The sequence below is a fragment of the Flaviflexus ciconiae genome, from assembly GCF_003971195.1.
Classification (GTDB): Bacteria; Actinomycetota; Actinomycetes; order Actinomycetales; family Actinomycetaceae; genus Flaviflexus; species Flaviflexus ciconiae.
Genome location: NZ_CP034593.1, coordinates 906,187 through 919,518, shown reverse-complemented (window position 1 = coordinate 919,518; position 13,332 = coordinate 906,187). Strand labels below are relative to the sequence as shown.

At 57.7% G+C, this 13,332-nt stretch carries 6 protein-coding genes, 3 rRNA genes and 1 pseudogene; all 10 read left to right on the top strand.

Annotation, left to right across the window (positions count from 1 at the left end; genetic code table 11):
* The first annotated feature begins 43 nt into the window (after window positions 1–43).
* On the top strand, window positions 44–1,459 hold the full coding sequence (gene argH / locus EJ997_RS04115; protein ID WP_126703454.1) for an argininosuccinate lyase: 1,416 nt from the start codon (window positions 44–46) through the stop codon (window positions 1,457–1,459).
* Window positions 1,452–2,147, top strand: a complete 696-nt coding sequence (locus EJ997_RS04110) for a DNA-3-methyladenine glycosylase (protein WP_126703453.1) — start codon at window positions 1,452–1,454, stop codon at window positions 2,145–2,147. The genes argH and EJ997_RS04110 overlap by 8 nt, the downstream gene beginning before the upstream one ends.
* Window positions 2,147–2,596, top strand: a complete 450-nt coding sequence (locus EJ997_RS04105) for an EVE domain-containing protein (RefSeq protein ID WP_126703452.1) — start codon at window positions 2,147–2,149, stop codon at window positions 2,594–2,596. Before EJ997_RS04110 ends, EJ997_RS04105 begins: the two co-directional genes overlap by 1 nt.
* 63 nt (window positions 2,597–2,659) lie before the next feature.
* On the top strand, window positions 2,660–3,919 hold the full coding sequence (tyrS, locus tag EJ997_RS04100; protein ID WP_126703451.1) for a tyrosine--tRNA ligase: 1,260 nt from the start codon (window positions 2,660–2,662) through the stop codon (window positions 3,917–3,919).
* A gap of 391 nt (window positions 3,920–4,310) precedes the next feature.
* Window positions 4,311–5,842: ribosomal RNA gene (locus tag EJ997_RS04095) — 16S ribosomal RNA — on the top strand.
* A gap of 344 nt (window positions 5,843–6,186) precedes the next feature.
* Window positions 6,187–9,277 (top strand): 23S ribosomal RNA (locus tag EJ997_RS04090).
* A 145-nt stretch (window positions 9,278–9,422) separates the two neighbouring features.
* Window positions 9,423–9,539, top strand: a 5S ribosomal RNA gene (gene rrf / locus EJ997_RS04085).
* Together the 16S, 23S and 5S rRNA genes form the textbook arrangement of a ribosomal RNA operon.
* 290 nt (window positions 9,540–9,829) lie before the next feature.
* Window positions 9,830–10,924: pseudogene (locus EJ997_RS14195) on the top strand (hypothetical protein); the annotation flags it as partial.
* 165 nt (window positions 10,925–11,089) lie between these two features.
* Window positions 11,090–12,319: a tetratricopeptide repeat protein gene (locus EJ997_RS04075; RefSeq protein WP_164719780.1), complete on the top strand. Its 1,230-nt coding sequence runs from the start codon at window positions 11,090–11,092 to the stop codon at window positions 12,317–12,319.
* Window positions 12,316–13,332, top strand: coding sequence for an HAD-IIA family hydrolase (locus tag EJ997_RS04070; RefSeq protein WP_126703448.1), 1,017 nt, complete (start codon window positions 12,316–12,318; stop codon window positions 13,330–13,332). Before EJ997_RS04075 ends, EJ997_RS04070 begins: the two co-directional genes overlap by 4 nt.

Genomic DNA, 13,332 nt, shown 5'->3' with positions numbered 1-13,332 from the left:
TTTAATTTGCGCCGGGGATAACGATGTGGGGCAAGATGGTCCCATGACCGATAACCAGCTCGCCCTGTGGGGAGGCCGCTTCGAAGGCGGCCCAGCCGACGCACTCGCACATCTCTCCAAGTCCACGCACTTCGACTGGCGCCTCGCGCTGTACGACGTCGCAGGATCGAAGGCTCACGCCCGAGAGCTGAACCGCGCCGGCCTGCTGACGAAGACCGAGCTGGTCGACATGATCAAGGCACTCGAGCAGCTCGAGACCGATGTGTTGTCCGGTGCCTTTGTCGCAGCACCCGGTGACGAAGACGTTCACACGGCACTGGAGCGCGGCCTTCTTGAGCGCGCTGGCGACCTCGGTGGAAAGCTCCGTGCGGGTCGCTCCCGTAACGACCAGATCGCCACTTTTATCCGGATGTACCTGCGCGACGAGTCCCGCCGCATTGGCGGAAGGGTTCTTGACCTTGCCGAGGCACTCATTGACCTCGCTGAGAAGTCCGGCGATGCGATCATGCCGGGACGCACCCACCTGCAGCACGCTCAGCCCGTCCTCGTCGCACACCATCTCCTGGCGCACGCATGGCCGCTTCTACGGGACGTGGCACGTTTGGAGGATGCTGACCGCAGGGCCGCGGTTTCTCCGTACGGTTCCGGCGCCCTTGCCGGTAACACGCTCTCGATGAACTCGAAGGCGATTGCGGAAGAACTCGGCTTCGATGGCGTGACCGAGAACTCGATCGACGGCACGGCTTCCCGCGACATTGCGGCCGAGTATGCCTTTGTCTTTGCCCTTATTGGAATCAACCTGTCAAGGATCTCCGAAGAGATCATCATCTGGAACACGAAGGAATTCTCCTTCGTGACCCTCGATGATGCTTTCTCGACCGGATCGTCAATCATGCCGCAAAAGAAGAATCCGGACGTCGCCGAACTTGCTCGCGGCAAGTCGGGCCGCATGATCGGTGACCTCACGGGCCTGCTTGCGACCCTGAAGGCGCTTCCGCTCGCGTACGACCGCGACCTGCAGGAAGACAAGGAACCGATCTTCGACCAGGTCGATACCCTCGATGCTCTTTTGCCGGCCATGACCGGCATGATCGCCACCATGGCACTGCACTACGACCGCATGGCCGAGCTGGCACCCCAGGGCTTCTCCCTTGCCACCGACATTGCGGAGTGGCTTGTCAAGCAGGGCGTCGCCTTCCGCGACGCGCACGACATCTCGGGCTCCTGCGTCAGGCTCTGCGAAGAGCGCGGCATCGAGCTTGCCGACATGACCGATGAGGACTTCGCTTCGATCGATGAGCGGCTCACGCCCGAGGTTCGTTCCGTGCTGACAGTCGAAGGCTCGGTTGCATCCCGTAACGGAATCGGCGGAACCGCTCCCGAGCGTGTTGCCGAGCAGCGCGAGAACGCTCGTGCGGAGCTTGCTCGTCTGAGGAAGTTCACCACCCCGCGTGCTTGATCTTTCCGGTGACCCCTGCGACCTCGGTCCGAAGCTGCTCGGTACAGTTATTCGGACCGATGTTGCTATCCGGATCGTAGAAGTCGAGGCATACAGGGGAGAGCAGGATCCCGGCTCCCATGCTTACCGCGGGAAAACGAGACGGAATGCTTCCATGTTCGGTCCTCCCGGACACCTGTATGTCTACTTCATTTACGGCATGCACTGGTCTGCCAACCTCGTGTGCTGGCCCGAAGGCCGAGCGGGCGGACTCTTGCTAAGGGCCGGTGAGGTCGTCGAAAACCACGAGGCAGCTCGAAAGCGCAGGCCCGCCGCTAAATCCGACCGGGATCTTGCTCGCGGCCCAGCCCGGCTTGCCCAGGCTCTCGGTATCGATGGCTCTTTCGATGGCACTGCGGTTCATCAGCAGCGCAGTTCAGTAGACCGGTACGGTCAGAGCAGTGGATTGGGTGAAAACCACGTGGATGAAAGCGCGACCGGCGTTCTTGGTGCAGACACCGCGCTGGTAACGCCGACTGGGGACCCCGTCCGTGTCGAGCTGGAAGTGCCGTCCGTTCGCGCACCGTGGACTCAGGGCCCTCGGGTCGGGGTCTCCGGAGAAGGTGGGAGCGAGGAATACTCGTGGCGGTTCTGGATCCCAGGCGACCGGCATGTCAGCCCCTACCGTCCCGGGAAACCGGCACGCTGATGGCTACTTTTCTCTTTCTTGTTAATCCCGAGCTTGCCTACGATCCCTACCCGGACTGGGAACGCTGGGAGCCGCTCATCGCGGAAGGGAAGTTTCCGTCGTCAACGTGGAACACGGGCATGAGAAGACAGGGGATTGTGCCGGGGGACCGGGGTCTGATCGTCAAAGTGGGGCGGGAACCGCGCGGACTCGTCGGTGCCTGCATTATTACGTCAGAGATTTACTTAGGTCCGCACTGGAACCCGGAAGCACGGTCCGTTGAAACCGGCTATGTGGATATCGAGATGAGAGAGGTCATCGACCTTGAAGATCCGGTGACCCTGGACGAACTGCGCACCGTAGCGCCACATGTTCTCTGGACACCCAGACAATCCGGCACTCGGGTTCCCGACATAGAAGCAGAGACAGTGTGGTCGATTCTGTTCGATGAGACCGGCGATAGCGAGTGAAGTGGCGGCGGCGTGCCGTGGCATACTGTGACTGACCATAGTTCGACAGGAAAGGTAACTAACGTGTCCCACATTCTCGACGAGCTCCAGGCCCGCGGCCTGATTGCTCAGCACACGGACATCGAAGCATTGCGTGCGACGCTGGACGAGGGACCGATTACCTATTACTGCGGATTCGATCCGACGGCAGCGTCACTGCACCACGGCCACCTCGTCCAGGCCATCCTCATGAGGCACCTGCAGTACGCCGGCCACAACCCCCTCGTTCTCGTGGGAGGCGCCACCGGCATGATCGGTGACCCCCGCGATTCAGGGGAACGCACCCTCAACCCTGAAGAACAGGTAGCGGAGTGGACCCAGAAGCTGGCCAACCAGCTGTCCGGATTCCTCAGCTTTGAAGGTGAAAACGCTGCGCGGATCGTCAACAACTACGACTGGACGTCCGAAATCACGGCCATCGACCTGCTCCGCAACATTGGCAGGTACTTCCGTCTCGGCACGATGATCGCCAAGGACACCGTTGCTCGTCGCCTGGCATCCGACGAAGGAATCTCGTACACGGAGTTCTCCTACCAGATCCTGCAGGCAAACGACTTTCTCGAGCTATACCGCAGGTACGGCTGCATCCTCCAAACCGGTGGCAACGACCAGTGGGGCAACCTCGTCGGCGGCATGGACCTTATCCACAAGGCTGAGGGAGCATCCGTGCACGTCATGACCACCCCGATCATCACCAAGTCCGACGGCACGAAGTTTGGCAAGACAGAGGGCGGAGCCATCTGGCTCGACCCGACCATGATGAGCCCGTACGCCTTCTACCAGTTCTGGCTCAACCAGGCCGATGCCGATATTGAGCGCCTCCTCAAGGTCTTCACCTTCATCCCACTCGAAGAGATCGACCAGATCGTTGCCGAGTCCCTCGAGAAGCCGTACCTCCGCCTCGGCCAGCGCCGCCTCGCTGACGAGGTCACAACCTTCGTTCACGGCGCGGAAGCAACGGACCGTGTAAAGGAAGCTTCGGCTGCGCTCTTCGGCAAGGTTGATCCCTCGGGCCTCGACGGTGACACCCTGCAGGATGCTGTCGCCGAACTCGTCTCCGCTCCGGCTGAAGTTGGCATGTCGGTGGTGGATCTTGTGGAAGCACTCGGTCTTGAAAAGGGGAAGGGCGCGGCCCGCCGCACCATTACAGCCGGCGGCCTCTCCATCAACTCCGTCAAGGTGGAAGATCCGGAGGCCACCATCACCGATGATCAGGTTCTCCCGGGAGGAATCATTCTCGTCCGCAAGGGCAAGAAGAATTTGGCGGTAGGCAGGCTTTCCTAGCCAAGAGAATTGGTGAAAGCGCGCCATCTCAACGAAAAGTGACAAGGTGGCGCGCCTCACCGTCAACGGAATTGACCTATCGGTGTCGGATCCGTAAAGTTATATCTCGCCGCGGGGATGCGGAAAACCAATCAGGAAAAACTTCCTGGGTGGAACACGCCCCAAAGCCAAGCGAAGTGCCGGAGTTATCTCCAACACAGATCTTGACGGAGAAATCCGCTGAGAGTAAGCTTGTGAAACGCCCCTTTCGGCCAGATACCAAGTGTTTGTCCGGGTGTGGGTTGCTTGTTTTGAATCTCAATAGTGTGTCGTTTTTTGATTGTTTTTTGTATTTTTTTGTTGATTTTTTGTTTTGTTTTTTGAGAGTCGTTTCTGGCTTGATGCAATGTTTTTTGCGGAGAGTTTGATCCTGGCTCAGGACGAACGCTGGCGGCGTGCTTAACACATGCAAGTCGAACGATGAAGCTGGCAGCTTGCTGTTGGTGGATTAGTGGCGAACGGGTGAGTAACACGTGAGTAACCTGCCCCCTTCTTCGGGATAAGCTTGGGAAACTGGGTCTAATACCGGATATTCTGCTTCCGCCGCATGGTGGTTGTGGGAAAGATTTTTTTGGTGGGGGATGGGCTCGCGGCCTATCAGCTTGTTGGTGGGGTAGTGGCCTACCAAGGCGTCGACGGGTAGCCGGCCTGAGAGGGTGACCGGCCACACTGGGACTGAGATACGGCCCAGACTCCTACGGGAGGCAGCAGTGGGGAATATTGCACAATGGGCGCAAGCTTGATGCAGCGACGCCGCGTGAGGGATGACGGCTTTCGGGTTGTAAACCTCTTTCGATGGGGAACAAGGCCATATTTTTGTGTGGTTGAGGGTACCTGTATAAGAAGCGCCGGCTAACTACGTGCCAGCAGCCGCGGTAATACGTAGGGCGCGAGCGTTGTCCGGAATTATTGGGCGTAAAGAGCTCGTAGGCGGCTTGTCGCGTCTGCTGTGAAAACGCGGGGCTTAACTCCGCGCTTGCAGTGGGTACGGGCAGGCTTGAGTGTAGTAGGGGAGACTGGAATTCCTGGTGTAGCGGTGGAATGCGCAGATATCAGGAGGAACACCGATGGCGAAGGCAGGTCTCTGGGCTATTACTGACGCTGAGGAGCGAAAGCATGGGGAGCGAACAGGATTAGATACCCTGGTAGTCCATGCCGTAAACGTTGGGCACTAGGTGTGGGGCCTTTGGTTCTGCGCCGTAGCTAACGCATTAAGTGCCCCGCCTGGGGAGTACGGCCGCAAGGCTAAAACTCAAAGGAATTGACGGGGGCCCGCACAAGCGGCGGAGCATGCGGATTAATTCGATGCAACGCGAAGAACCTTACCAAGGCTTGACATACACTGCGATGTTCCAGAGATGGGGCAGCCTTCGGGGTGGTGTACAGGTGGTGCATGGTTGTCGTCAGCTCGTGTCGTGAGATGTTGGGTTAAGTCCCGCAACGAGCGCAACCCTTGTCTCGTGTTGCCAGCATGTTGTGGTGGGGACTCACGAGAGACTGCCGGGGTTAACTCGGAGGAAGGTGGGGACGACGTCAAATCATCATGCCCCTTATGTCTTGGGCTTCACGCATGCTACAATGGCCGGTACAGAGGGTTGCGATGTCGTAAGGCGGAGCGAATCCCTTAAAGCCGGTCTCAGTTCGGATTGGGGTCTGCAACTCGACCCCATGAAGTCGGAGTCGCTAGTAATCGCAGATCAGCAACGCTGCGGTGAATACGTTCCCGGGCCTTGTACACACCGCCCGTCACGTCACGAAAGTTGGCAACACCCGAAGCCCGTGGCCTAACCTTTTTGGGGGGAGCGGTCGAAGGTGGGGCTGGCGATTGGGACGAAGTCGTAACAAGGTAGCCGTACCGGAAGGTGCGGCTGGATCACCTCCTTTCTAGGGAGTTTTTTCCCGAAATCCACTTGATGCTTGTAACATGCACTGTTTGTTGGTGTGTGGGTGTGGGGTGGTGGCGATGTTCCTGCCGATGGGATAGCGATTGGTCTGCTGCTGGAGTGCAGGCTACGAGGCAAAGATTTTCTGCAAAGATTTGGTATGGGAAAGTTTTTCATTGAACGGCATGCTGTTGGGGTTTGGGGTTAGCAGCCCTGGTTGCTCTGTCATGGAAACAATTTTTTTGGTTGTTTGTGTGGTGTGGGTGGGTTGTTTGGTAACTGTATAGTGGACGCGAGCATCTTTGGTTTGTGTGAATCGAAGAGTTTTTTAATGATGTGTTTTGTTGTGTAATTTTGTAGGGGCGTTCGGTGGATGCCTTGGCACTGGGAGCCGAAGAAGGACGTTGTAGCCTGCGATAAGCCTCGGGGAGTTGGCAAACGAGCTGTGATCCGAGGGTGTCCGAATGGGGAAACCTGGCCCACGTTATGGTGGGTTACCCGCACCTGAATGTATAGGGTGTGTGGGGGAACGCGGGGAAGTGAAACATCTTAGTACCCGTAGGAAGAGATATTCCGTGAGTAGTGGTGAGCGAAAGCGGATGATGGCTAAACCGTGTGTGTGTGAGAGCTTACGGGCGTTGCGCATGCGGTGTTGTGGGATCGTGTTATGGCCCTCCGTAAAGGGGTCGAGAGTCGTGTGTTGTGGTAGTTGAACCTGGTGGGAAACAGGGCCGTAGACGGTGAGAGCCCGGTAGATGAAACTGCAGCATGTGTTCTTATGCGTCTCCCAAGTAGCACGGGGCTCGTGGAATCTCGTGTGAATCTGCAAAGACCACTTTGTAAGCCTGAATACTCCCTAGTGACCGATAGTGGATAGTACCGTGAGGGAATGGTGAAAAGTACCCCGGGAGGGGAGTGAAATAGTACCTGAAACCGGGCGCCTACAATCCGTCAGAGCCTCCTTTGTTGGGGTGATGGCGTGCCTTTTGAAGAATGAGCCTGCGAGTTAGTGGCATGTGGCGAGGTTAACCCGTGTGGGGTAGCCGTAGCGAAAGCGAGTCTGAATAGGGCGTTTGAGTCGCATGCTCTAGACCCGAAGCGGGGTGATCTACCCATGGGCAGGGTGAAGCACGTGTAAGAGCGTGTGGAGGCCCGAACCCACTTCTGTTGAAAAAGGAGGGGATGACCTGTGGGTAGGGGTGAAAGGCCAATCAAACTCCGTGATAGCTGGTTCTCCCCGAAATGCATTTAGGTGCAGCGTTGCGTGTAGCGTGCTGGAGGTAGAGCTACTGGATGGCTGATGGGCCCCACCGGGTTACTGACGTCAGCCAAACTCCGAATGCCGGTTACGTTTGCGTGGCAGTGAGACTGCGGGGGATAAGCTTCGTAGTCGAGAGGGAAACAGCCCAGACCATCGGTTAAGGCCCCTAAGCGTGTGCTAAGTGGGAAAGGATGTGCAGTTGCAGTGACAACCAGGAGGTTGGCTTAGAAGCAGCCACCCTTGAAAGAGTGCGTAATAGCTCACTGGTCAAGTGATTGTGCGCCGACAATGTAGCGGGGCTAAAGTACACCGCCGAAACCATGGCAACACTTTGTTGAGTGTTGGGTAGGGGAGCGTCGTCATTGTGGTGAAGCCAGGGCGTGAGCGTTGGTGGAATGGTGACGAGTGAGAATGCAGGCATGAGTAGCGAAAGGCGGGTGAGAAACCCGTCCGCCGAATGACTAAGGGTTCCAGGGCCAGGTTAATCCGCCCTGGGTTAGTCGGGACCTAAGGCGAGGCCGACAGGCGTAGTCGATGGACAACCAGTTGATATTCTGGTGACCGGCGAAAAACCGTCCAATGCTGAGGTGAGGGATACTAACCATCCAAACCACTATCAGGCCCTTCGGGGTGTGGTGGTGGTGCGCGTGGGACCTGATCTTACGGTAGGCAAGCGTATTAACAGGGGTGACGCAGAGAGGTAGCCACCGCGTGTCTTATGGCTTGGCACGTTTAAGGACGCAGCCCGTTTCCTAGGTAAATCCGGGGAACATGGAGGGTGAGGTCTGATGATGACCCCTTTATTGGGGGAAGTAGGGTGATCCTGTACTGCCGAGAAAAGCCTCGACGTGAGGTTTGAGCCGCCCGTACCCGAAACCGACACAGGTAGTCAGGTAGAGAATACTAAGGCGTTCGAGAGAATCGTGGTTAAGGAACTCGGCAAAATGCCCCCGTAACTTTGGGAGAAGGGGGACCTGAACCTTGAAGCCATTTTCTGGCTAGGGGTGAGGGTCGCAGAGACCAGGGAGAAGCGACTGTTTATCAAAAACACAGGTCCGTGCGAAGTCGTAAGACGATGTATACGGACTGACGCCTGCCCGGTGCTGGAAGGTTAAGAGGACTGGTTAACTCACTTTTGTGGTGGGTGAAGCTGGGAATTTAAGCCCCAGTAAACGGCGGTGGTAACTATAACCATCCTAAGGTAGCGAAATTCCTTGTCGGGTAAGTTCCGACCTGCACGAATGGCGTAACGACTTCTCCGCTGTCTCGACCACGAACTCGGCGAAATTGCACGACGAGTAAAGATGCTCGTTACGCGCAGCAGGACGGAAAGACCCCGGGACCTTTACTATAGCTTGGTATTGGTGTTCGGTGCGGCTTGTGTAGGATAGGTGGGAGACTGTGAAGCATTCACGCTAGTGGGTGTGGAGTCGTTGTTGAAATACCACTCTGGTCGTATTGCACATCTAACTTTGGACCATGATCTGGTTCAGGGACAGTGCCTGGTGGGTAGTTTAACTGGGGCGGTTGCCTCCTAAATGGTAACGGAGGCGCTCAAAGGTTCCCTCAGCCTGGTTGGTAATCAGGTGGCGAGTGCAAGTGTACAAGGGAGCTTGACTGTGAGACTGACAGGTCGAGCAGGTGCGAAAGCAGGAACTAGTGATCCGGCGGTGGCTTGTGGAAGCGCCGTCGCTCAACGGATAAAAGGTACCCCGGGGATAACAGGCTGATCCTGCCCAAGAGTTCATATCGACGGCATGGTTTGGCACCTCGATGTCGGCTCGTCGCATCCTGGGGCTGGAGTAGGTCCCAAGGGTTGGGCTGTTCGCCCATTAAAGCGGTACGCGAGCTGGGTTCAGAACGTCGTGAGACAGTTCGGTCCCTATCCGCTGCGCGCGTTGGAAACTTGAGAAGGGCTGTCCTTAGTACGAGAGGACCGGGACGGACGAACCTCTGGTGTGCCAGTTGTACCGCCAGGTGCATGGCTGGTTGGCTACGTTCGGAAGGGATAACCGCTGAAAGCATCTAAGCGGGAAGCCTGCTTCAAGATGAGGTTTCCATCCAACCTTCGGGTTGGTGTAGGCCCCCTAAAGACTATGGGGTTGATAGGCCAGATGTGGAAGCACTGTAAGGTGTGGAGCTGACTGGTACTAATTGGCCAAAAGATTACACAACACCAAAAACACTTGGTGAAAAGATTTAACGAGTAAACACTACTGCTGTGTTCGCGTCTACTGTACGGTTACCATCCAACCCACACACGTGGGTGACGTAACCTATAATCAAATATGGTTTAAAGCTGTTGTTACTCCGTGTTTTTGGCGGTGGCTATAGCGGTGGGGAAACGCCCGGTCTCATTCCGAACCCGGAAGCTAAGCCCACCAGCGCCGATGGTACTGCACTCGGGAGGGTGTGGGAGAGTAGGACACCGCCGCCATTATTATTGGATCTAAGGCCCCCACTTCGGTGGGGGCCTTAGTCATATCAGCTGCAAGCTTTTCGGTTGCAGTACCTGACTGCCACCATGATGGTCCTTTCCCTGTCCATTTTCAGCGGCCGGCCTGCCGGTGGAGGATGCTCCTCGTCTCGCGGCTTCCTGGACGGGAGCTTGCGGTGTTCGAGTCAACAGCCGCATATGATTTCATGGACGGCCATCATGAACTAATCTTGTATACGTTGCGTGCCGTATGGGCCGCTTTTTGAGAATTGAATGAGTGGAGATCTCTAATGTCCAACAATTTTGAAGACGGCTCTGAAGACCGTCGTAGCTCCTGGCAGTCGGCGTCTGATCGCCGCAAGGGATCCCGCTCTGGCGGCTCCGATCGGTTCAAGGACGATCGTGGAGGCCGCAAATACCAGGACCGCGGTGGCGACCGGCGCTTCAATGATCGCGATGATCGCGGGCCACGTCGTTTTGAAGACCGAGACAATCGCGGTGGCGACCGCCGTTTTAACGATCGAGATAACCGTGGCAACGAGCGCCGGTTTAATGACCGTGATGATCGTCGTGGTGGCGGGCGCTTCAATGATCGGGATGATCGTGGTGGGCGTAAGTTTGATGATCGTCGTGGCGGGGGTCGCTTCAACGATCGCGATGATCGTGGACCTCGTCGTTTTGACGACCGCGACAATCGTGGTGGCAACGAGCGTCGGTTTAGCGACCGTGATGATCGTCGTGGTGGCGGGCGCTTCAACGATCGGGATAACCGAGGCGGCGAGCGTCGGTTTAATGACCGTGACGATCGTGGGCCTCGTCGTTTTGATGATCGCGATAACCGTGGTGGTGATCGTCGGTTTAATGACCGTGACAATCGTGGGCCTCGTCGTTTTGATGATCGCGATAACCGTGGTGGTGACCGTCGGTTTAGTGATCGCGATGATCGTGGTGGGCGTAAGTTTGATGATCGTCGTGGCGGTGGGCGCTTCAACGACCGCGACAACAGGGGTGGCGATCGCAGGTTTAATGAGCACGATGATCGTGGGCCTCGTCGTTTTGATGATCGCGATAACCGTGGTGGTGACCGTCGGTTTAGTGATCGCGATGATCGTGGTGGGCGTAAGTTTGATGATCGTCGTGGCGGAGGGCGCTTCAATGATCGGGATGATCGTGGTGGGCGTAAGTTTGATGATCGTCGTGGCGGTGGGCGCTTCAATGATCGGGATGATCGTGGTGGGCGTAAGTTTGATGATCGTCGTGGCGGTGGGCGCTTCAATGATCGGGATGATCGTGGTGGGCGTAAGTTTGATGATCGTCGTGGCGGTGGGCGCTTCAATGATCGCGATGATCGCGGTGGTCGGCGCTTCGATGAGCGGGATGGTGGTGACAGTAGGCAGCATGCACCTCGTGCAGGTGCCGGTCGTCAGGATCGTGAGCCGGAGCCGTTTATCCCTGAGGAGATCACTGCAGAGAACCTCAGCAAGGAAGCACGTCGTCACCTTCTGTCTCTCAACAAGGATAATGCCGACCGTGTCGCGCGTTTCCTTGTCATGGCTGGCTCGCTCATGGATGACAACCCCGAGCTTGCTTACGAGCACGCGAAGGCAGCTTACCGTCGTGCTTCCCGTATCGATATTGTCCGCGAGGCCCTTGGTCTCACGGCATACGCAAATGAGAAGTACGGTGAGGCTCTCCGTGAGCTGCGCACCTACCGCCGCATGTCCGGCGACATCTCCCATGCCTACCTTGAGGCAGACTGCGAGCGTGGCATGGGTAAGCCCGACCGTGCCGTTAAATACCTGGAAGACATCAATCTCCAGGAGCTTGAGCCGGCCGCACAGATCGAGCTCGCACTTGTCGTCTCGGGTGCCTACGCGGACCTTGAGGAGTCCGAGAAGGGCCTCAAGCTCATCGAGACACTGAAGGTCGATACTTTTAGTGAAGAGATGAGGGCCCCGGTTGAGCTGGTGCGTGCAGAGCGTTTGCGTGAGCTTGGCCGCGAGGAGGAAGCCGTCGCAGTAGAGGCACGATGGTCTGCGCTGTGGGATCAGGAAACCATCGAGGTGCTCACCGAAGTGATTGAATCAGAGGCTTACGCTGAGGATTCCGACGAGGACTCGTACGGCGCTGGCGACTGGGACGACTCGGCAGACTCGAGTGATTCGGCACGGTCGGTTGAGTCCGCACAGTCCGCCGATGATGCCTGGGATGATGAACGGGCCGACTCCAGCGATCGTTTCGCTGACGATGCGGCTTCCGAGGACCAGGAATCAATGGATGATCCGAAGGATGTCGAGTTTGACGAAGAGAACGTCGAATCTGACGAGGTCCTGGACGATGCCGATGTTGCCGACGATTCGGAGGACACATCCGATCTCGACGAGTCGGTTGATCCGGTCTCCACAGAGGGTGGCGACGCGAATGAAGATGAAGCGGGTGAAGCTACGGAATCCGAGAATCCACTCAATGGTCTTGAGCCCGAGCTGTTCGCGGAGGCTGAAGCGGATGCTGCTGAGGATGTTGTGGAGGACGAGGTTGCTGTCGCTGAGGTAGCCGAGGAAGCCGAGACTGTCGACGAGTTTGAGCAGGATGAGGCGAACGTGGGTCCGGACGAGGTCCTGGATGATGCTCGGGACGTTCTCGAAGACACCGATGAGTCGGACGCTCGCGAGGGTGAGGATGACGATAACCTGGTACTGCCCGGTCTGGAAAACCTGACCGGGGATGCCCCTGAGCAGGACGACCTGTTCTCCGAGTTCGACGAAGGTGAAACTAAATGACTCTGAAGTCATCGACCGCCCCGCTGTCGCAGGCCTACGATGCTGCGATCTACGACCTTGATGGCGTGTGCTATCGCGGTCAGGAACCGATCGAGTACGCCGGTGAGTCAATCACCGCTGCCGTGTCCGAAGGTCAAAAGGCGGTCTACCTGACGAATAATGCGGCACGTACGCCCGCGTCGATTGGTGAGCACCTGCGTAGCCTCAACATTCCTGCGAATGACTCCGAGGTATACACGGCTGCCATGGCAGGGGCTGAGCTTGCCGCGGGGGAGATCCCGGCTGGCTCGAAGGTCTTCGTTATCGGTGGAGAAGGACTCGTGTGGGCGCTGACCCAGAAGGGCTTCACCGTCGTTGACTCCGCGGACGATGATCCGGCCGCCGTTGTCCAGGGCTTTCACGCGACGGTTGGTTGGCAGGTCATGTCCGAGGGTGCGCTAGCGATCCGGAAGGGCGCGGTCTTTATTGCAACCAACCTGGACGCGACACTTCCCCAGGAACGTGGCTTCATGCTGGGCAACGGTGCACTCGTCAAGGCAGTTGAGCACGCCACGGGCGTGGTTCCGCTCGCCACCGGCAAGCCGCTACCGAAGGTTTTCGAGCAGGCAGCAAATGCTGTCGACGCGAAGAATCCGATCGCTGTCGGCGACCGTCTCAACACCGACATCCGTGGTTCCGTTGCGGCAGGCGTTGACTCGTTGCATGTTCTCACGGGCGTGAGCGATGCTCGGGACGTTGCCCTTGCCGTTCCCGAAGAGCGTCCCACGTTCCTCGCGAAGGATCTGCGGGGTCTCAACGAGGCGCACGAGGCACCGGTGACCCAGGATGGCCGGGCAGAGCTTGGCTCGGAGTGGGCAGAGGTTGTTGACGGCAAGCTGACGACCTCCGGTTCGCTTCCTGGGGCGTCGATGGATCTCTACCGCTGTGTCGTTGCCGCTTGTTGGGCGGCGGTGGACGACGGGACCCGCCGAGAGGATCTCTTCGATCAGCTGACAGAACTCGTGGTCGAATAG